Source organism: Mucilaginibacter sp. (genome assembly GCF_039921305.1).
GTDB lineage: Bacteria > Bacteroidota > Bacteroidia > Sphingobacteriales > Sphingobacteriaceae > Mucilaginibacter.
Map to the genome: position 1 here is coordinate 130,339 of NZ_JBDSCA010000052.1, position 20,322 is coordinate 150,660.

At 40.9% G+C, this 20,322-nt stretch carries 23 protein-coding genes; 12 read left to right on the forward strand and 11 right to left on the reverse strand.

The genetic code is table 11. The annotated features are described in order from the left end of the window. Nucleotides 1–10: 10 nt before the first annotated feature. The 4 genes from ABIN91_RS15710 to ABIN91_RS15725 all read left to right on the forward strand — a co-directional run bounded on the left by ABIN91_RS15710 (nucleotide 11) and on the right by ABIN91_RS15725 (nucleotide 2,749). The gene (locus ABIN91_RS15710) at nucleotides 11–748 is read left to right on the forward strand and encodes a lysophospholipid acyltransferase family protein (protein ID WP_348052175.1); all 738 of its coding nucleotides are present in this window, start codon (nucleotides 11–13) and stop codon (nucleotides 746–748) included. Further along, nucleotides 717–1,547 carry a lysophospholipid acyltransferase family protein gene (locus ABIN91_RS15715; RefSeq protein WP_348052176.1) on the forward strand — a complete coding sequence of 277 codons (831 nt, stop codon included), beginning with the start codon at nucleotides 717–719 and terminating at the stop codon, nucleotides 1,545–1,547. Before ABIN91_RS15710 ends, ABIN91_RS15715 begins: the two co-directional genes overlap by 32 nt. Nucleotides 1,548–1,652: 105 nt before the next feature. Continuing rightward, a complete protein-coding gene (gene gatC / locus ABIN91_RS15720; RefSeq protein ID WP_348052177.1) occupies nucleotides 1,653–1,940 on the forward strand; it encodes an Asp-tRNA(Asn)/Glu-tRNA(Gln) amidotransferase subunit GatC in 288 nt (95 codons plus the stop codon). 92 nt (nucleotides 1,941–2,032) lie between these two features. After that, nucleotides 2,033–2,749: an ABC transporter ATP-binding protein gene (locus ABIN91_RS15725; protein ID WP_348052178.1), complete on the forward strand. Its 717-nt coding sequence runs from the start codon at nucleotides 2,033–2,035 to the stop codon at nucleotides 2,747–2,749. Between the two features lie 3 nt (nucleotides 2,750–2,752). On the opposite strand, the gene ABIN91_RS15730 is transcribed toward ABIN91_RS15725, so the two are convergent. Further along, nucleotides 2,753–4,483: an ABC transporter ATP-binding protein gene (locus ABIN91_RS15730; protein ID WP_348052179.1), complete on the reverse strand. Its 1,731-nt coding sequence runs from the start codon at nucleotides 4,481–4,483 to the stop codon at nucleotides 2,753–2,755. A gap of 3 nt (nucleotides 4,484–4,486) precedes the next feature. Then, on the reverse strand, nucleotides 4,487–5,191 hold the full coding sequence (locus ABIN91_RS15735; RefSeq protein ID WP_348052180.1) for a 3'-5' exonuclease: 705 nt from the start codon (nucleotides 5,189–5,191) through the stop codon (nucleotides 4,487–4,489). Between the two features lie 240 nt (nucleotides 5,192–5,431). On the opposite strand from ABIN91_RS15735, the gene ABIN91_RS15740 reads away from it, so the two are divergent. Beyond that, complete coding sequence (locus tag ABIN91_RS15740) at nucleotides 5,432–5,560, forward strand: hypothetical protein (RefSeq protein WP_348052181.1); 129 nt, start codon at nucleotides 5,432–5,434, stop codon at nucleotides 5,558–5,560. Here ABIN91_RS15740 and ABIN91_RS15745 read toward each other — a convergent pair. The 4 genes from ABIN91_RS15745 to ABIN91_RS15760 all read right to left on the reverse strand — a co-directional run bounded on the left by ABIN91_RS15745 (nucleotide 5,531) and on the right by ABIN91_RS15760 (nucleotide 10,366). After that, complete coding sequence (locus ABIN91_RS15745) at nucleotides 5,531–5,935, reverse strand: hypothetical protein (protein WP_348052182.1); 405 nt, start codon at nucleotides 5,933–5,935, stop codon at nucleotides 5,531–5,533. The two genes, ABIN91_RS15740 and ABIN91_RS15745, sit on opposite strands and share 30 nt — an antisense overlap. A gap of 24 nt (nucleotides 5,936–5,959) precedes the next feature. Next, entirely contained in the window at nucleotides 5,960–8,383 is a 2,424-nt protein-coding gene (topA, locus tag ABIN91_RS15750) for a type I DNA topoisomerase (RefSeq protein WP_348052183.1), read from the reverse strand. Between the two features lie 107 nt (nucleotides 8,384–8,490). Next, nucleotides 8,491–9,582: a tRNA 2-thiouridine(34) synthase MnmA gene (mnmA, locus tag ABIN91_RS15755; RefSeq protein ID WP_348052342.1), complete on the reverse strand. Its 1,092-nt coding sequence runs from the start codon at nucleotides 9,580–9,582 to the stop codon at nucleotides 8,491–8,493. 181 nt (nucleotides 9,583–9,763) lie between these two features. Then, nucleotides 9,764–10,366, reverse strand: a complete 603-nt coding sequence (locus ABIN91_RS15760; protein WP_348052184.1) for a TIGR04282 family arsenosugar biosynthesis glycosyltransferase — start codon at nucleotides 10,364–10,366, stop codon at nucleotides 9,764–9,766. 726 nt (nucleotides 10,367–11,092) lie between these two features. Here ABIN91_RS15760 and ABIN91_RS15765 point away from each other — a divergent pair. From ABIN91_RS15765 to ABIN91_RS15775, 3 genes are all read left to right on the forward strand, one after another. After that, nucleotides 11,093–12,100 carry an LLM class flavin-dependent oxidoreductase gene (locus tag ABIN91_RS15765; protein WP_348052185.1) on the forward strand — a complete coding sequence of 336 codons (1,008 nt, stop codon included), beginning with the start codon at nucleotides 11,093–11,095 and terminating at the stop codon, nucleotides 12,098–12,100. Between the two features lie 42 nt (nucleotides 12,101–12,142). Beyond that, nucleotides 12,143–12,544 carry a hypothetical protein gene (locus tag ABIN91_RS15770; protein WP_348052186.1) on the forward strand — a complete coding sequence of 134 codons (402 nt, stop codon included), beginning with the start codon at nucleotides 12,143–12,145 and terminating at the stop codon, nucleotides 12,542–12,544. 74 nt (nucleotides 12,545–12,618) lie between these two features. Next, the gene (locus ABIN91_RS15775; RefSeq protein ID WP_348052187.1) at nucleotides 12,619–13,167 is read left to right on the forward strand and encodes a 5'(3')-deoxyribonucleotidase; all 549 of its coding nucleotides are present in this window, start codon (nucleotides 12,619–12,621) and stop codon (nucleotides 13,165–13,167) included. On the opposite strand, the gene ABIN91_RS15780 is transcribed toward ABIN91_RS15775, so the two are convergent. Then, the gene (locus tag ABIN91_RS15780; RefSeq protein ID WP_348052188.1) at nucleotides 13,161–13,388 is read right to left on the reverse strand and encodes a hypothetical protein; all 228 of its coding nucleotides are present in this window, start codon (nucleotides 13,386–13,388) and stop codon (nucleotides 13,161–13,163) included. The genes ABIN91_RS15775 and ABIN91_RS15780 overlap by 7 nt on opposite strands. Nucleotides 13,389–13,486: 98 nt before the next feature. Then, nucleotides 13,487–13,900, reverse strand: coding sequence for an organic hydroperoxide resistance protein (locus ABIN91_RS15785; RefSeq protein ID WP_348052189.1), 414 nt, complete (start codon nucleotides 13,898–13,900; stop codon nucleotides 13,487–13,489). A 95-nt stretch (nucleotides 13,901–13,995) separates the two neighbouring features. Between ABIN91_RS15785 and ABIN91_RS15790 the strand changes: the two genes are divergently transcribed. From ABIN91_RS15790 to ABIN91_RS15805, 4 genes are all read left to right on the forward strand, one after another. Next, nucleotides 13,996–15,255, forward strand: coding sequence for a putative DNA modification/repair radical SAM protein (locus ABIN91_RS15790; protein WP_348052190.1), 1,260 nt, complete (start codon nucleotides 13,996–13,998; stop codon nucleotides 15,253–15,255). Continuing rightward, on the forward strand, nucleotides 15,255–16,016 hold the full coding sequence (locus ABIN91_RS15795; RefSeq protein ID WP_348052191.1) for a TIGR03915 family putative DNA repair protein: 762 nt from the start codon (nucleotides 15,255–15,257) through the stop codon (nucleotides 16,014–16,016). Before ABIN91_RS15790 ends, ABIN91_RS15795 begins: the two co-directional genes overlap by 1 nt. Before the next feature lie 111 nt (nucleotides 16,017–16,127). After that, on the forward strand, nucleotides 16,128–16,994 hold the full coding sequence (locus ABIN91_RS15800) for an alpha/beta hydrolase (protein ID WP_348052192.1): 867 nt from the start codon (nucleotides 16,128–16,130) through the stop codon (nucleotides 16,992–16,994). 835 nt (nucleotides 16,995–17,829) lie between these two features. Beyond that, complete coding sequence (locus ABIN91_RS15805; protein WP_348052193.1) at nucleotides 17,830–18,324, forward strand: hypothetical protein; 495 nt, start codon at nucleotides 17,830–17,832, stop codon at nucleotides 18,322–18,324. A 14-nt stretch (nucleotides 18,325–18,338) separates the two neighbouring features. Here ABIN91_RS15805 and msrB read toward each other — a convergent pair whose 3' ends face one another. From msrB to ABIN91_RS15820, 3 genes are all read right to left on the reverse strand, one after another. Then, nucleotides 18,339–18,836 carry a peptide-methionine (R)-S-oxide reductase MsrB gene (gene msrB, locus ABIN91_RS15810; protein ID WP_348052194.1) on the reverse strand — a complete coding sequence of 166 codons (498 nt, stop codon included), beginning with the start codon at nucleotides 18,834–18,836 and terminating at the stop codon, nucleotides 18,339–18,341. Further along, nucleotides 18,833–19,435 carry a peptide-methionine (S)-S-oxide reductase MsrA gene (gene msrA, locus ABIN91_RS15815; protein WP_348052195.1) on the reverse strand — a complete coding sequence of 201 codons (603 nt, stop codon included), beginning with the start codon at nucleotides 19,433–19,435 and terminating at the stop codon, nucleotides 18,833–18,835. The genes msrB and msrA overlap by 4 nt, the downstream gene beginning before the upstream one ends. Nucleotides 19,436–19,575: 140 nt before the next feature. Then, nucleotides 19,576–20,013, reverse strand: coding sequence for an acyl-CoA thioesterase (locus ABIN91_RS15820; RefSeq protein WP_348052196.1), 438 nt, complete (start codon nucleotides 20,011–20,013; stop codon nucleotides 19,576–19,578). Nucleotides 20,014–20,322: the final 309 nt, after the last annotated feature.

A 20,322-nucleotide genomic window follows, 5' to 3' on the forward strand; every position in this document is an offset into this window, starting at 1 on the left:
TTTGAGGACCATGAAATTGATATTGAAAAAAATCCACGCCCGTTTTTACCGTTACAGCGTTGGCTTTTTCGTTGCACTGTTCTATCCACTTCTCTATTTTTATTCGCGCAAACCCTCACGTTATGCTGTAATGAATCAGTTAAGGCGTTATTGTAGCTTTTGCAGTTCAACAATATCCGGAATTTTTTACCGGGTAAAGTATGAGCAACCTATTGATTGGAGCCGCACCTACATCATTTGCCCCAACCACAGCTCAAGTTTGGATGTTACAGCAATTAACCGTGCGCTCAAAAATAACTTCCATTATATTGGTAAAGATGCTTTTTTAAAAAACTGGGCCCTGGCTATATTTTTTAAAAGTGTAGATATCCCCGTTAACCGGGAAAGTAAAATGTCATCCTTTAAAGCATTTAAAAAAGGAGCCGAAAACTTAAAGGATGGCCGCTCGCTAGTGATCTTCCCGGAAGGAAAAATTCCGGAGGATTACCCACCCCAATTAAACGAGTTTAAAAATGGCCCATTCCGCCTCGCTATCGAACTCAAACTGCCCATATTGCCCGTTACCTGTATGGATAACTGGAAACTCATTTGGGATACCGGCCTCGAAACCGGTGGTAGACCGGGTATAGCCCATGTGTACGTTCACCAACCCATCGAAACCACGCATTTAAGCATTGATGATGCCGATATGCTTAAAGATCAGGTGTTCAACACCATTGATCAGAAATTTAGAAGTGAAGTATGGTAGATTGCAAATCCGTGGAAGCGCTTTTACTTATGTTGAGGATATGATCGTTTTTTTACGTCGGCTACATAACTTTTACTATATTTTTACAGCTGCTGTAGCTTTGGGTATCATGTACCCTTTGCTCTATTTTTATTCCCGAAAACCATCACGATACGCCATACTCAACAAGCTACGCCGTATTTGCAGTTACTTTAGTGCAACTGCATCGGGTATCTTCTTCAACATTAAGCATGAGGAGGCTATCGATTGGGGCCGTACTTATATCGTTTGCCCAAACCATACCTCAAATCTGGATATACTATCTATGTGTATCACTGTTAAAAACAATTACAACTTTATCAGCAAAGCCGAACTGGCCAATAATCCTTTCTTCAGCATCTTCGCTAAAACGGTTGATATCCCCGTTAACCGGGACAGTAAGATATCAGCATTCAAAGCTTTTAAAAAAGCTGAAGAAAATTTGAGGAATGGCGTAACCCTGATCATCTTCCCGGAAGGTAAAATAGGGGATGATTATCCCCCGGTATTACACGAATTTAAAAATGGCCCTTTCCGTCTGGCTATCGAATTAAAAATACCGATACTGCCTGTAACTTCCTTGAACACCTGGCACATTCAATGGGATAGCGGTTTCAAGCTGGGCAGCCGTCCCGGTATCTGCGATATTTTTGTACACAAACCTATTGAAACAGCAAACCTTGCCGTTGATGATGCTGACATGCTGAAAGATATGGTTTACAATACCATTAACGATAAGTTTAACGAAGTAAATAGGAATAAGTCTGTTTCTATATCATAAATCTCTGCACAAAGATTTGACAACTTTTTAAAAGTTGTCAAATCTAAAACGGGCATGCATTAACGCTCTCCCCAAATCGCATTAATTTTTTATCTTTGACATACCATGACAATAGATAACGAAATCGTCGACAAAATAGCTCACCTTGCCCGCCTGGACATTAAAGACAGCGAAAAAGCAGATATGGCTGCCGATATGAACAAAGTATTGGATTTTATGGCCAAGCTAAACGAGGTAAACACAACAGGTGTTGAACCCTTAGTTTACATGACTGAGATTACCAACAGCATCCGTGAAGACGTTGTTTTACAGGAAATTACTCACGAAGAAGCTTTAGAAAACGCGCCAGAAAAGAATGCTGATTATTTCAGGGTAGCTAAGGTGATAGGGTAGCGCCCTAACCCCCTAAAGGGGGAACTAAATAATAAACTTGCATGTTAGCTGTAACATTTGGTATCCTATCTTAGTCAAACAAATAAAAACGGATGCAACCATTAATAACGCTCAAAGATATTGGCCGCAAATATGTTATCGGAACCGAAGTTATCCATGCTTTAAAATCAGTTACGTTAACCATTAACAAAGGCGAATTTGTGGCGCTGATGGGTCCTTCAGGTTCTGGAAAATCAACTTTGATGAATATTTTGGGTTGCCTGGATACCCCATCAAAAGGCGATTACGTATTGAATGGTACCGATGTTAGCCGCATGACGGATAATGAATTGGCCGAAGTGCGTAATAAAGAAATTGGCTTCGTTTTTCAAACTTTTAACTTATTACCCCGCAATACCGCTTTAGATAATGTTGGCTTACCGCTCATCTATGCCGGCATAAGCAAAGCAACCCGCGAAGAACGCGCCAAAAAAGCATTGGAGAATGTAGGCTTAGGTAACCGTATGGATCACAAACCCAACGAGCTATCGGGCGGACAACGCCAGCGTGTGGCCGTAGCCCGTGCTTTGATCAATAACCCATCAATTATATTAGCCGATGAGCCAACCGGTAACTTAGATACCAAAACATCTATCGAGATCATGGCTTTACTGGAAGAGATCCACTCAAAAGGTAATACCATTATATTGGTTACCCACGAAGAAGATATTGCCTTACACGCCCACAGAATAGTGCGTATGCGCGACGGATTGGTTGAGAAGGATTACCAGAACACGGATATTCATACAGCAACCCAAATGTCGCTGTAAAGCTTACATCACTTTAGGCATTCCAGGTATTGAAGCAATAAGCTTCTTGGTGTAGTCTTTGGTAGGATTATAATATACCTGCTCGGAGTCGCCAACCTCTTCAATAATGCCTTTATTCATCACCATTATCCGGTCGGCAATGTGTTTTACTACCGATAGATCGTGCGAGATGAAGATATAGGTGAGGTTAAACTCTTGCTGTAATTCCCTTAACAAATTCAATACCTGCGCCTGCACAGAAACATCCAGCGCCGAAACTGATTCGTCGCAAATAATAAACTGCGGCTGCAAAGCCAAAGCCCGTGCAATAACAATACGCTGCCTTTGCCCGCCCGAAAACTCGTGCGGATAACGGTTAAAGTGTTCGGTATTTAAATTTACACGGCGCAATAATTCCATTACCCGTTCTTTACGCTGGGTATTGTTGTCATACAGATGATGAACGCGCAATGGCTCCATAATAGATTCACCAACCGTTAAGCGTGGGTTTAAAGAGGAGTAAGGATCCTGAAAAATGATCTGGATATCGCGGCGCATCTGTCGCATTTGCTCGCTGCTTAATTCCTGCAGGTCAACATTGTTTAATAATACCCGGCCCGATGTCGGTTCTATTAGTCGTAATATACTACGCCCTAAAGTGCTTTTACCGCAGCCCGATTCTCCAACCAGTCCGAGTGTTTCGCCTTTATAAACTTCAAAACTCACATCGTCAACCGCTTTTACATAGTTTTTTGATATTTTTAAAAAGCCGCTGCTTACCGGATACCATTTGCAAAGGTTCTCTACCCGTAAAAAGGGTTCCTGCGAATACAGTTCGGTTTTACGTTGTTGCATCTCGCTGATGCTGTAGGCGTTTTGCTGCTGGATATCCTGTATATTTTGTTTGGTTTTGATCATTTCGCCTTCTTCGTCAAACTTCAAAAAGTCGGATACGGTAGGCAGGTATTTTAAATGATGCGCTGTTGATGGCCTACAAGCCAATAAACCCTTGGTATATGGATGTTTGGGGTTGTTAAATATCGTAGTAATGCTGGCGCGTTCAACAACCTCACCTTTGTACATTACCATCACCTGATCAGCAACTTCGCTTATCACACCTAAATCATGCGAGATAAATATCAGGCTCATGTTGCGCTCTGTTTTTAAACGAAGCAGCAATTCAATTATCGTTTTTTGCACCGTTACATCAAGCGCGGTGGTTGGTTCATCAGCTATCAATATTTCCGGATCACATGATAGCGCCATGGCTATCATTACCCGTTGCTTTTGTCCGCCTGATATTTCGTGAGGGTATGATCTGTAAATTTCTTCGGGGCGGGGGAGTTGCACCTCGTTAAATAACTCGATGGTACGCATCCGGGCTTCCCGTTTACTTAAACCTTTATGGAGCCTGATGGCTTCGGCAACCTGCGAGCCGCAATCTAAAACCGGATTCAGCGATGTCATTGGTTCCTGGAATATCATGCCTATCCGATTACCCCGGATGGCGCGCATTTGCTTCTCTTTAAGGTCAAGCAAATTCACATCATCAAGCAATATCTTACCTTGAATAATAGTAACCGATGGTTCTAGTAACCTCATGATAGCCAGGGAAGTAACAGATTTACCTGAACCAGATTCGCCAACTATCCCAAGCACCTCGCCCTTGTCAATTTTAAAAGATATTTCTTTAACAGCATTAAAAATACCATCCTTTGTTTTAAACTGAACGATCAGATCTTTTACCTCTAACATAAATTATACAATGGTGATGTTCTCATCCGCAATTAACTCTTCCCCCCTAAACCGCCTGAGGAGCTGGGCCGTAGCCACTACATCCTTTTGGCAATAAACACATATTCTTGATAAATCATTCTCGTTCCAGTAAACATGACCAACCTGGCTGCCATCAATATCATCCTTTGGTGTTGGTATATTGAATATCTCGGTGAGTAAGCTTAATGATGTATAGCTTTTATAATCGCCAAACTTCCACAGTTCCATCGTATCCAAATGGTTTACCTCCCAGGGCTTTTTGCCCGATATTTCCAGTTGCGATGGTAACTGTATCCCATTAACCAGCATCCGGCGGCATAGGTACGGAAAATCAAATTCTTTCCCGTTATGCGCGCACATTACCATATTGGCAGGTTGCTTTTTAAGCAAGGCCTTAAATTGTATCAGCAATTCTTTCTCGTCATGCCCGGCAAATGATTTGATTCTTAGACCAATAGGCTGTTCTTTGGTGAATATCCCAACAGATATACAAATGATCTTACCAAACTCGGCCCAGATGCCTGCCCGTTCGTAAAATTCTTCGGGAGTTTCGTCTTTACGCTGATATTGGGTTTTGGCCGCCCACAGTTTTTGCAGGGCAGGAGAGACCTCGTCAAAGTTCGGATGTTGCGGTACCGTCTCAATATCAAGCACCAATATGTTTTGCAGATCAAGCTGTTCAATCATAGCTAAAATTAGCACAATTTATGCGCTTTTTAAAATACGCTGACTGTATTTAAATACACATCCAAGTAATTTATACAGTAAACTATTCCCGGTGCTTATCTGTTTTGATAATTAAAACGATTGCAAAATACAAGGATCGTAATTGTAATGTAAAACCATGACCAGTTAGTCATTTTTATTAACGCTGGCGAAAATGTGGACTATAATTTGATGTATATCAAATAATTAATACCAGCCGCCATGAGATACTTAGTTCCAAAGTTGAAAAACTTCATCACTGCGTTGGTTCATCCACGTAGCCTGGTTTTACGCCACGAAGGTTTAACTGATGAAGACCTTTTACAGGATCATAACACCTGGTTTGTTTAAAACCGGTAGTTTGATAAAATTTGAGTCGACGATACTTTCGGGAAGGAAGATGAATTTCTTGTCGTAAATATTGCCGTCAATGTAATAACTCAGCCAATACTCGTTGTTTAATCCAAAGGTTTCTTCGTCAATAGGTTCTATCAATTTAAAACCATTCGCCTCAACAATAGGTATCATATGCCTTAAAACCGAAGTTTTTACCTTTTCCCCATTCTTCTCTCCATATCCTTTTGATGTGATCAGCACATTCTCAATAGCCACTTTTTTGAGGTTAATGAGGTACACGTACCAAATTTTACTTTCAATGCTCTCACGCTCAAGCGCTACAGCAATGGCTATATCTTTAACATCATTATCGGGCAGATCTTTTTTCATACAAGAATAAAAAAAGCGGTGTATTTATTTTTTAACAGTTTTAGCTTTGGCTTTAGCCGGAGCTTTTTTAGCGGCAGGCTTTTTAGCCGGTGCTGCTTTGGGCGCGGCTTTTTTGCCAAACTTGCCAAATTTCTTTGGTTCCTTTTCGGCTATTTCAGCTAAGGCTTTAACTTCTTCAAAAGTTAAACTAAGTGGCTCGCGGTCTTTAGGGATCTTTACGTTGAGCTTTTCAAACTCAATATACGGGCCCCAACGGCCATTTAGTATTTTTACTTCAGGGTTTTCATCAAATACTTTGATGAGCCTTTCAGCATCTTTCTGGCGTTTTTCTTTGATGATCTCTATGGCTTGCTCTTCCAGTACATCTAACGGGTCAATTCCTTTAGGTAAAGAGTAAAACGCGCTGTTATGGCGTATGTAAGGGCCAAACTTACCAATGGCAACCGTCATGTCCTTGTCTTCAAAAAAGCCTACTTTTTTAGGCAGTTTGAAAAGTTCCATGGCTTCTTCCATCGTAATGGTTTCCATCATTTGGCCTGCACGCAGACTGGCATATACTGGTTTTTCCTGACCTTCAACTTTTTCTTTGCTTTCGCTTTCGCCGATCTGAACGAACGGACCGTAGCGGCCAATACGTACAGAAACCATTTTACCCGATTTTTCATCGATACCTAAATCACGGCCACCATTTGCCCTATCGGCATTTTTGGTAGTTTCTTCAACCTCTTCGTGGAAAGGGGTGTAGAACGAGCGGATCATATCCGTCCACTCGGTTAAACCCTGGGCTATTTCATCAAATTGTTTTTCAACCTTGGCGGTGAAATTAAAATCGACAATGCCGTTAAAGTGTTGAACTAAAAAGTCGTTAACTACAGCACCGATATCAGTAGGGAATAGTTTTGAACGTTCAACACCAGTATTTTCGGTTTTTTCTTCTTTATTAATGTTGCCATCGGCTAAAGTCAACACACGGAAATTACGGGGTTTCCCATCACGGTCTTCCTTCAACACATAACCACGGTTTTGTACCGTTGAAATAGTAGGAGCGTAGGTAGACGGACGACCGATACCTAATTCTTCCAGTTTTTTAACCAGGCTGGCCTCGGTGTATCTTGCAGCAGCACGAGAGAAACGTTCGGTAGCGGTCATTTCGCGCAAAGCTAAACTTTGCCCTTTAGTTAATGGTGGCAGGATAGCGTTGTCGCCATCTTCTGATATTTCTTCTTCTTCGTCGTCTGATGATTCCAAATATACCTTTAGGAAACCGTCAAATTTCATCACTTCGCCGTTAGCAACTAAATCTTCGCTACGGGTTGATATGCTGATCTTTGCAACGGTTTTCTCAAACTGTGCTTCACTCATTTGTGATGCTATGGCACGTTTCCAAATCAATTCGTATAAACGACGCTCCGATGGATCACCATCGGTAGTATGGTTTTCAAAAAAGGTAGGACGAATGGCCTCGTGAGCTTCCTGTGCGCCTGCCGATTTGGTTTTGAATTTACGTAACTGGTGATATTTATCGCCGTAGGCAGATGTGATCTGTTTTTCGGCAGCGTTTAAGGCAGTATCGGATAAGTTAACCGAATCGGTACGCATATAGGTTATCTTTCCATATTCGTACAGCTTTTGCGCTACCGACATGGTACGTGATACCGAAAAGCCCAGTTTACGGCTGGCTTCCTGTTGTAAGGTTGATGTTGTGAAAGGGGCAGCAGGGCCACGTTTTGTTGGGCGTGTTTCTAAACTTTTAACGTTGAACGCAGCGTTAATGCAGTCGGTTAAAAATTTTTCGGCATCTTCCTGTTTTGTAAAACGCTCCGGTAATTCTGCTTTAAACGATTCACGTCCTTTACCAAAGATGGCAACGATGCGGAAAGCGGCTTCGGTTTTAAATTTATTGATCTCGCGTTCGCGATCAACAATTAACCGTACGGCTACCGATTGTACACGACCGGCTGATAATGATGGTTTAACCTTTTTCCATAAAACAGGGGAGAGTTCGAAACCTACCAATCTATCCAATACACGGCGTGCCTGTTGGGCGTTTACTAAATTATAATCTATTTTACGAGGGTTATCAATGGCTTTGGTTATGGCCGATTTAGTGATCTCGTGAAAAACAATGCGTTTTGTTGTGGCTTCTTTTAAGCCTAAAGTATCAAATAAGTGCCATGATATGGCTTCTCCCTCACGGTCCTCATCCGATGCCAGCCAAACCATTTCGGCTTCTTTAGCTAATTTCTTTAACTCGCTTACTATCTGCTTTTTATCTGCTGGTACTTCGTACTTCTGTTCGAAATTATTTTTAATATCAATGGCATCTTCCGATTTAACCAGGTCGCGAATATGGCCGTAGCTCGACTTAACGGTGAAGTCTTTGCCCAGGTATCCTTCAATGGTTTTGGCTTTCGCCGGAGATTCTACAATGAGTAAATTTTTAGCCATTTAATAGTATTTTGATGCAAATAAAGCATAAAGTATGTGAAACACAAACTTTAGTTTTGGTAAGATTTAATAAAAACAGTGTTATTTTACACCAAATGTGGTGCAGATCAGATCAAAAATCCACCGCCTAAAAGGTCGTCACCTTCGTAAAAAACAGCAGATTGACCGGGGGCAATACCTGATACTGAATGGTGAAAATCAACCTTCATGTGCTCCCCAACCTGTACGATATTGCTTAACATACCGGCATCTTTATAGCGTATTTTAGTAATAGCTTCAAGTGGTTCGGTAATACTTCCGTATTTAACTAAGTTGAGGTTGCGTACCCAGGCTTCTTTGCGTTCCAGTTCGTCGGCAGTACCCAAAACAACGGTATTACTTTCGGGGAGGATCTGCGTTACAAACATGGGTTGCCCCAATGCTATACCCAAACCTTTGCGTTGGCCAATGGTATAAAACGGATAGCCCTGGTGTTTGCCTACTATGGTGCCATCAGTTAACATATAGTTACCGCCGGCTACTCTTTCTTCAAGATCGCCAACTTTATGGCGCAAAAAGGCTCTGTAATCATTATCGGGTACAAAGCATATTTCGTAGCTTTCGCTTTTGTTGGCTAATTCAAGCTGGCCCATATCTTTTGCCATCTGGCGGATATCGGCCTTAGCAAAGCTACCTAAGGGGAATTTGGTACGCCCAAGGTTTTGCTGTGATACTCCCCACAGTACATATGATTGATCTTTATTCTGATCTAAGCCCTTTGATATCACATAACGGCCATTATCTTCTTGCTGGCGGATGTTGGCATAGTGGCCGGTGGCTATAAATTCGCAATCCAGTTTATCGGCACGTTTTAATAAGGCATCCCATTTAATGTGGGTATTGCAAAGTACGCAGGGGTTAGGGGTGCGGCCGGCTAAATATTCGTCAACAAAGTTATCGATCACAAAATCGCCAAACTCGCTGCGGATATCTAATATATAATGCGGAAACCCATAACCAACGGCTAAAGCGCGGGCATCGTTAATGCTATCAAGACTACAGCAACCGGTTTCTTTTGTGTTGGTACCCGATGAAGCATAATCCCATGTTTTCATGGTGAGGCCAATAACCTCATAACCTTGCTCGTGCAACATCACTGCCGCCACCGAACTGTCAACCCCGCCACTCATGGCTACCAATATTCTACCGTGCTTGCTCATTATATCTGGCTGCAAAAATAGGCATTAAATTAAATAGATAGGGTATAGCTTAGTCAGGATAAGGTAAAGAGTATTTTGAGATGGTTTATGGGTATAGTTTATGGTTTATGGTAGGCAAATAGCGGCGCATTCGAATTTTCTTTAAAAGAAATATAATTTATATAACAGCTACTTACACTTGTTACTTAAATAAAATATTCACCTTTTTGCTCAAGTCATCAACAGTAATTATGCCAGCTAATTCGGATAACATGAAGCAGGTTTTGTTTAGTGTTTGGATAGTTTTTACTGTTCCGGGAGTTAAACCGGCGGTTCCCCAGCCGCTTAATTTGAATATTTCGGTATACAAACTATTCATGCCCAAAAGGTAAAAACCACCATCTTTTGTAGGCCCTAACACGGTATCAAAATGATCAAGCTGGCGAAAGGCTAACCTGATGATGCGTTCGTCCAGTTCAAGGCAATCGCTGCCTATAATAACTACGTGTTCGTATCCTAAATTAAATAAATCCTTAAAAGCATTGGTGATGCGGCCTGGCATATCTGTTCCCGATTGTTTTTTCTTAATATAGATGTCGTTTGGCCAGTCATCGTTTTTATCAATCGCTTTATCATAGTATAAAAACTTATCGGTACTTAATGTTTTTGTGATGAGTTGGGCATGCTCCAGCATTTGTTTATAAACCTCGAGCGCTTTATCATCACCCACTGATTTTGCGAGCCGTTTTTTAACATGACCCAGGTGGGGATTTTTGATGAAGATGATAATGGCGCTTTTTCGCATGGGTTATTATCTAATATGCTAAATATAAGCTTTAAAAGGTTCATAAATACCTTTTTATGTAATGTTTTCATGAATTTTTTGAGAGTAGGATAGTATATCAATCGTAATTAATTTTTATTTAGATACCAGTAAATAGTTTTGGTAATGACGATTTATTAGAATAGATTTTATAAGTGTTTGATATACACTAGGAATTTTAAGCAGAAATCAACAGGATAATCTCACTTTAAACCGTTTAAACCATGTTTTTTGATGATTCTGAATAATAAAGAAAGTGCTGTTTTGTTACGAAGTTGCTACTTTAAATTCTAAAATATTAGTCAGCATTTAATGTAAAGCACTTGTTAATCAAATATTAATAAAAGTGATTTTAGGCATTGTGAAAGGCGTTAAATCACATAAATTTGAGTAATCCCTTAATAAAAATGAAAGATCTAACACACAGTTTAACATTCGAACAAAAATTACAAGGCGTGATCATTGCCCTTATCGGAATGGCTGCTATTGTAAATTATCTGATCTAATCAATTACAAACCTAAAACGTAATTGTAAACCTAAAGTACCGGGTGGCTATTTAACCAGATAGCTACCCTTTTTATTTTATAGCCATTGTGTCACAAAACCTTCCACGGGTTATTTTATGATGTTGGCATTACCAAAAACTTTGTAGAATTATATCAATTTGCAGGTATATAGCCCCGGAGGTTATAATAGAAACACCTGCAATGAAGAACATCAAATTAAGCATACTCGATCAATCAACTATAAGCAAAGGCGATACCGCCATTAATGCTATAAAACATACCATTAGCCTGGTGCAAAAAGCCGAACAATGGGGATACCATCGCTTTTGGGTATCTGAGCATCATAACCTAGCCAGTATTGCCGGTTCGGCGCCCGAGGTTTTGATAGCGCATTTGGCGGCTGTTACCAAAGATATCCGCTTAGGCTCGGGTGGTATTATGCTGCCTAACCATAGCTCGTTAAAAGTGGCCGAGAATTTCAGACTGTTGGAAACCTTAGCACCAGGCCGTATCGACCTGGGCATTGGCCGCGCGCCGGGAGGCGACAGGATCACGGCATCGTTACTTAATCCGGCCAATCATTTTAAAGAAGAGGACTACACGCAGCAGGTTAACGAGCTGCAAATGTACTTTAACGATAACGTACAAACCCAATATGGCATTGTAAGAGCCATACCCGTAGTTTTTGATGAACCGCCGATATGGATGCTTACATCAAGCGGTAGCAGCGCGTTTTTGGCTGCAGATATGGGTTTGGGCTTAGCCTTTGCTCAGTTTATATCTGCCGTGGGGGTAAAGCAGGCTATTGAGGTTTACAGAACAAGGTTTGTACCATCAGAAATATTCCCCGAGCCAGAGGTGCTTATCGCGATATGGGTTTTGTGTGCCGATACCGAAGAAAAAGCTGCTGAGTTGAAACATGCTATGTTGCATGTTTTTCTACAGATGGAAAAAGGAGAGCTGCGTAATGGTATGCCGCCTTATGAGGAAATAAAGGATTACCCATACACCGATAGCGATAGACTGCGTATGCAGGCCAATAGTAACCGCTTAATTGCCGGTACACCAGCACAGGTTAAACAACAAATTATTGATCTGGCTACCGATTGTGATGCCGATGAAATTATGGCCGCGGCTATTACTTATGCTCCGGAAGATAAGGTGCGGTCATTTGAGTTGCTGGCGGAGGTGTTTGGAATGGCGAACTGATATTGTTTTTAGATAGTTAGTCTGTTTATGTAGTTTCGCTGTATGAATAAGGCTTTTATTATCCTCGCTCTTGTTGTTAGTTTAGGATTCCTATCGTGCAAACACCAGGTAGATGCCAAAATGCTGGCTGGCAAATGGAACTATGTTAAAGTAGAAAACCCGTACTCACCAAACCCGCCTGATACTGTTTCGGCAGAAGAATTGAAGGAAAAGGCTCCATATATCCGATTATCCGAAAACGGTATCTTGATGATGATGTGGGGCGGCAAGGTGCTTTCGCATGGCACTTATAAGGTGGTTGATGGTAACATTAGCTATACCGAGCAAATGGCTGATGGTAAAACCCGTACTTTTCCGTTCTGGATAAAAGAGTTAACGGATAAACAGATCGTTTTTGAAACCAAGGAAGATGATGCTATCCGGGTGACCGCTAAAAAAGAATAATACAAGGGGTAGAAGCAGGAATCAAGAAAGAAGGCAGGGATTCTTAATCCTGACCCTTATATAATATTATATAAATGAGTAACCTACGAAAAACCGTTGCCATTGATATGGACAATGTGATTGCCAATATTGAGGAACAGATGATAATTTGGTACGAACGTGAATTTGGTGTTCGTATTGATCGGGAAGCCATGCGCGGTATCCCGGAAGGAGATGCTTTTCCGGATAAGGATGCTGTTTACCGGCATATATTTACGGCTGGCTTTTTTCGTACTGTACCTGTGATGCCTGGAGCAATTGAGGCTTTGCAGCGATTAATGCTGAAGTTTGATGTTTACATTGTATCGGCAGCTATGGAGTTCCCGCTATCTTTATATGAGAAGTATGAGTGGTTGCAAGAGCATTTTCCGTTCATCAGCTGGAAAAATATTATATTTTGCGGGCACAAGGGTTTGATCCATACCGATTATCTGATTGACGATCACCCGCGTAACCTGGATTCGTGCAGGGGCAAGGCTATTATGTTTAGCGCCATGCATAACCTTAACCATACGCAATACAACCGCGTAAATAGCTGGCCCGAGGCCGTGGCTCTATTAGAGAGTGAACTGGAAAATTACTGATTTACTTTAATAGCATATTGATCGCGCACGAACTGATTGATGAAGGTTGTTAAACCTCTACCGTTTTGTGCCAGGGTTTTCATTTGCTCAACATTTTCTTCTCCGGCGCTTTGATAGGTGTACAGGTAAATTGTACCATCCAAAAACTTAATCTTGATACGGTCGTCACCTACATCGTAAGCCAATACGCCAGAATTAACAGTGGATTTGTAGGGCTGCATATGTGTTTAACAAAAAATGGTTTATTGGGTTTAAATACAGATGTAATTTAATAATAAGTTTGTAAATAGGCTCACCATTAGCGAGCCTATTTTATATTTTACTCCGCAATAATCTTCACATCAATATTGCCCCTCGTAGCTTTTGAGTATGGGCAACCTTTGTGCGCGGCATCGGCCAATTTTTGAGCTTTCTCTACTTCAATGCCAGGTACATGTACGTGCAGCTCGGCAGATAGGGCGTAGGATGTTGCGCTTTCCTGGTTAAAGCCGATGTGTACATCAACTGTGGCCTGGCTTACATCAACGCCGTCGCGTTTGCCTACAGAGCCTAAGGCGCCTAAGTAGCAAGCTCCCCATGCACCGGCGAATAAGAGCTCGGGATTGGCATAGCCATCTTCGCCGCCCATGGCTTTGGGTGCTTTAAGATCGAGATCGATAACGCCGTCGGATGATTTGATATGGCCATCTCGGCCTCCTTTTGCTGTTACTACAGCGGTATATAGCTTTTCCATTTTATGATTGTTTCTTATCTGATAAAGGAAAAAATTGTCGAAAAGTTTTATCTCATCAATTAATATATTGCTAATATTTTTAGTAATTTTGATTTATGATGGATTGGGACAGGATACAGGAGAAGTTGCAAATATTGGCCGACGCGGCTAAATACGATGTTTCGTGCGCGTCGAGCGGTAGCAAGCGGAAGAATGAGAATAACGGTTTGGGGAATGCCAGTAACGGGATCTGTCATACCTATACCGAAGATGGGCGTTGCGTTTCACTGCTTAAGATACTGCTTACCAACCATTGTATTTTTGATTGTGCTTATTGTGTATCGCGTAAAAGCAATGATATTAAACGCGCCGCTTTTACCGTGCAGGAAGTGGTGGACCTGACCATCAATTTTTACCGTCGTAATTATATTGAGGGTTTGTTTTTAAGTTCCGGTATTTTTAAGGATGCCGATTTTACAATGGAGCGATTGGTGCGTGTAGCCAAAAAGCTGCGTACCGAGCATAACTTTAATGGATATATCCATTTAAAATCTATCCCCGGTGCGAGTGATGAACTGATGCAGGAGGCTGGCTTGTATGCCGATAGGTTAAGCGTGAATTTAGAAATGCCAACCGAAGAAGGCTTAAAGCTATTGGCTCCTGACAAGAACCGGCAGGACATGATCAAACCGATGGGCTATTTAAAAAACCAACTCATTCTGCATACAGAAGAAAAAAAGCTATTTAAAAAGGCACCCATGTTTGCCCCGGCCGGGCAGAGTACGCAAATGGTTATTGGTGCTACTCCGGAGAATGATCATCATATTTTATTTACCGCTAATCACTTTTACAAGAGTTTTAACATGAAGCGGGTTTATTACTCGGGTTATGTACCCATTAGCAATGATAAGCGTTTACCGGGGCTAAATACGGCTGTGCCGATGGTGCGCGAGAACCGTTTGTACCAGGCCGATTGGCTGATGCGTTTTTACGGGTTTAAGGTGAACGAGATAGTAAATGATAGCGTTCCACATCTGGACCTGGATATTGACCCAAAGTTGAGCTGGGCCATTCGTAATATGCAGCTTTTCCCGGTGGATATTAATAAGGCTGATCTGCAGGTGATCTTACGGATTCCGGGTATCGGGGTACTATCGGCACAAAAAATTGTGAAGGCCAGGCTGTTTAGTAAGCTCAACTGGGAGAATTTGAAACAGATAGGGGTTGCCATAAACCGTGCGCGGTATTTTATTACCTGTAACAGCAATGCCTTTGAACGGCGCGACCTAACCGGGACGAATATTAAGCAATTTATACTGGCCGAATCGCAGAGTAAGTATTTGAAGAATAAGCCATCGCAATTAAGCTTGTTTTAATGATAACCACCTTATTTTACGATGGCTCTTTTGAAGGCATATTAACCGCCGTGTTTGAAATATACGCCCGCAAGCTGAAACATGTAAAGTTGCTGCCTAATGGCACTTACAGCGGCGCCATGTTTACCGATGAACTAACCATTATTACAGACGACAACCGGGCAAGGCGGGTACTGCAAGGCTTAACACGAAAGATAGCATCGGCAGGAGTGCAACGGTTGTATGCTGCGCATTTGGCCGAAATATTGGAGGAGGACAATCCTATTGTTGGGTACATGCGCTATGTGTTTGATAATGATAAAAATATAGAAGATGATTATGGTAACCGGTACGTGTTGCGCATATCTGAAATTGTGCGGATGGTGCGGAGGGAAAAGCACAGGATGGAGGCTTTTATCCGTTTTAAAAAACTAAAAGATGAAACCTTTTATGCCACCGTTGACCCGGATTTTAATGTATTGCCGCTGATATTGAAGCATTTTAGAAAACGGTATGCCGATCAGAAATGGATCATTTATGATACCAGGCGAGCTTTTGGTTTATATTATGACCTGCATCAGGTGGAGTACATTACGCTTGATTTTTCGGAAGAGGGCGTGGGTAAAAGCATTGTATCAAAATATGAAAGTGACGAAGGTATTTACCAGGTGCTTTGGAAGGAGTATTTTAAGAGTGTGAACATAGGGTCGCGGAAGAATAATAAATTACACTTGCGGCATGTGCCTAAACGTTACTGGAAAAACCTGACGGAGAAATTGTGAGTGGTGAATAAGTGAGTAGCGGGTTGGGTTAGTAAAGGAATGATTACAAGGTATTGACCGATGTATCGGAAATGTATTGATAGCTTTGAATGGACGGTTTAAATTTCATCAATGAAAAACTACAAACAGATTATAACGCGGTTTCAAGAGCCTGGGATTGAGCAAGCCGAAGGGTTTAATGAGTTGCTTTGGCAATTGATCTGCTATTCGCCCAGGATCCCCGTAAGGTTACAGCAGGAGCAATTACTGGATGAGACTGTGAAATTTACCTTGCCCGTGATGGACGAGTTTTTTACCGGTACCGAGTTACTTTTCAATGGTTTTGTATGGGGGAGTGGTAAGCGTAAAATTTTGATAACCCATGGCTGGGGATCAAAAGCGGCAGACTTTACAGATATTATTACCCGTCTGAGGTTACTTGACAATGTACAGATCATAGGTTTTGATGCGCCGGGGAATGGAAGTTCGGAAGGAGGCTTGTCTAATTTATTGCTGTATATCCAATCGGTTAAGGCTATTGTGGCTAACTATGGTAACCCGGATGTGGTGATAGGGCATTCATTGGGAGCCATGGCTAATGTTATCGCTTTTACTGAGCTGCAAATTACGCCGGCCTTATTGGTGAGCTTAACACCGCTTATCCGCCTGAAGGAGAATTTTGAAGCTACGATGAGCCTGTTTGGTGTTTCGAAACAAAAGCAGGCTGATTTTTTAACCGAGTTTGAAGCCAAGTTTAAGGATACGGCATCATCGTTCAATTTATTCGACAAGTATGATTTTGGTGCCGATCTCAACCATTGGCTGGCTTATGATGTAGCTGATCAGATATCGCCTTATGCTTACATGAAAGATTTTTTGGATATTAATACATCCATCAAAAACAAAAACTACGAAGGTGTTGGGCATGATAAAATATTACGTTCGCCGGAGTTGATTGATGATCTGGAGGCCGTTGTTGCTGGTGTTTTGAATAAGTAACTATTCGGCTTCTTTTCAAAATAATATCCGTTTTATTTAAATTAAGAATTTTGAAGGTATCTATTTGGATATGAATCGCTTGGGTTTGTTGATAATTGTAAGTGTTGATAAGCCCAGCCATTTATGGTAAAAACCTTATCTTTTGCTATATATTGACCATTTTAACATGTTTATAACTAAGCAATTAAAGTTGATAACTTGTCAGTAAATCCCATCGTTTTTTGTTGATAGTTATTGTGATACTGCCTATATTAGAATCATCAAGAACGACGTACTTTAACAGCCTGACAAAAAGAACTGAAATTGAAACCGGGGAGTTTTAGGACAAACCAAAGGTCAAAAAAAGGAACTCAAACCGAACTGAAAAAAATAGATAGATCGAAAGATTTAAAAATAACAGGAAACGGTTGTCGACAAGGCAATACAACAAAGATGTGGAACCTTAAGGGGCGAAGCAATAATGGAGTATAAGGATCGTGGAGGAAACAAAGCTTGCAAAAGTGATGAGGAGACGGATCGGGTTAGAGATACACAAAACTTGATGCTTGCTGGAAAGCTACGGCAGAACAGGAAGTTTGGAAACGGGAGCGTAATTCGAAAGAATAACCTTCCGTTTTCGCTTTTTATAGGGTTTGGGGTTTGTAGCTGTTACCCGTAGCGTCTATATTTATATCATTCTGATTGATGGCCTCAAAATAGTAACTCGGATACTTTCGGATACTTATAGTATCGCAAATTTGCTTTGTCTGGATAATTACATTTACTTATTGGCTAACCAAGCCCAATAAATTCATTTATAATGTGATTTTATTTGTTACTCACTTATTTACAGGACATGAAAAATTATTGGTTTGCTTTACCTGGTTTATTGCTGTGTATTTTACTCTTCTCGTTCACATCAAAACATGGGCAAAAAATTGTAAATATTAATGGCGAGAAAATATTTTTAAAACATGCAGACGATGCCTTAGCTGCTATTGAGCAAGGCGCGCTAAAACTTTCTATAAAGGGTGTGGCCATAGTTGTATTTATTCCGGGTGATTCTACCAGATCATGGGTATCAAAAATGAAGGTAGTTGGTTTAATGAAAAAGGGTTCTTCCAATCTGTTAGGGGTTGCAAGCACCAAGGCCGCAGAGATGGCAGACACTTATCAGGATAGCGGGAGCGGTATCAGGCCTCCATTAAAGGGGGAGTATGGTTATAAAGGCGGGTTGATTAGAAAGGTAGGCTCAGGTTATATTATAGCTGTTTTTTCGGGTGGTAGCCCGGATCAGGATAAGGAAGCCGCAAACAATGGAGCCGAATTGTTCTCCATATACTTTAAATAATAACCATGATTTAATCAATGGTCGGGCACAAAATCCAGGGAAACTGAATTCATACAAAAGCGTTTGTAGGTAGGGGCAGGGCCATCATCAAAAATATGCCCTAAGTGCGAATCACATCTGGCGCAAGTTACTTCGGTGCGGTCCATTCCAACAGAATGGTCTTCTTTATAGATCACACTATTTTTGCGCACCGGCTCAAAAAAGCTTGGCCAGCCACAACTACTTTCGAACTTCGCATCTGAGCGGAATAGCTTATTGCCGCATACCGCGCAATAGTAGGTTCCTTTAGCATTGCTGTTCCAAAACTTGCCTGTAAAGGCACGTTCGGTAGCTTGTTCGCGTGCGGTAGCGTATAATGCAAATGGCAATATCTTTTTCCATTCGGTATTGCTAACCGTTAAATGTTTGGTATCGGTGTTAGAGTAATAGGGGTTATTTGCAGGTTTTGCGGGTTGCGCCCAGGCCCACGAACCCAACAACATTAAAGCTATTATAGGGGTTATCTGCTTCATTTCTTTAATTTATCTTTAAATACCTTTTTAAATTTATCCAACTCGGGTTGTATCACATATTTACAATAGGGCTGGCCAGAGTTTTGGCTAAAATAATTTTGGTGATAATCTTCGGCCTTATAAAATACGGTGTAAGGTGTAACCTGCGTTACAATATCGCTTTTGTAGGCCTTTTCGGTATTTAACTTTTTAATATAGTAATCGGCCTTTTGCTTTTGCGATGTGTTATGGTAAAATATGGCCGATCGGTATTGCGTACCCACATCATTACCCTGTTTGTTTAGCTGGGTAGGATCATGAGCTACAAAAAAAGCTTCCAGCAATTCATCGTAAGTAATAACCGAAGGGTCGTAAACTATATTGCAAGCTTCGGCGTGGCCGGTAGTGCCGGTGCAAACCAATTTGTACGATGGGTTAGCCACATGGCCACCGGTAAAACCCGACGTTACGTTTTTAACCCCCTTTAATTGTTGAAACTTGGCTTCGGTACACCAAAAGCAACCTGTAGCAAAAGTGGCGGTGTCTGTACGGTTACGCTTTGATGCAAATGTTGTTAACGCGGTAGCGAGTAAGATAATAGATAAGAATATTCTCTTCATAGGATATTAGACTGTACAGGATATAAAGGTTTATTACATTAAACATAAAAACTATTATATCGTATTAGCTTAACGAGATTTTAGCTGTGAATAAAAGGATAATGATCGGCTAATGACAGAAGATGATAAAACATTCAGTGTTAAACCTCTTCAACAAGCATGTTGTAGAGTTGTAAAATATCATCGGGTATTTTAACACTTTTGCCGGTTTCCAAATCAATCATTACAAAATCAAACCAGCCATCGCAACATAGCTTATCATTAGCTTTATTTACAATTGTATATTTAACACGGCAGCCACGATCGTCGATGGTATCAATACTGGTACGTACTTTAAAATGATCGCCCAGGGTTAATGCCCTTTTGTAATTCATATGCACGGCTTTAACAACCCAGCCATAACCGCGTTCCATAAACTTCTCCATGCTCATACCATAGCATTGATCCATCTGATCATACCGGGCGGCTAATACATAATCAAAATACTTACTGTTATGTACGTGTTTAAACATATCAATATCATCGGGGCGTACGCGCAACTCGGTTTCAAAGGTTTTATATATGGTAGTATCAGGCATAGTGCAAAGATAACAAACAAACGGATAAGGGGTTTTTATTAAAACCAAACAATTTTATACCAATCGGTATTTTAAAACGATAAAATCGACAATAAAAAATACCTTTCGTTATAATTTTATCAATAATTTATTCAATTTACTTTAACGATAACAATAAAACCATTTTGATATTGTTAAAATCACACTAAGTATCACCGTGAAAATTAACAATTGCAAAATAAATCCGTATTTATTATCAAATTATCACAAAAGTGAAAATTTATTTGAATTATTGTTAACAGGAACGTACTTTTGTTGTGTAATTTAAAT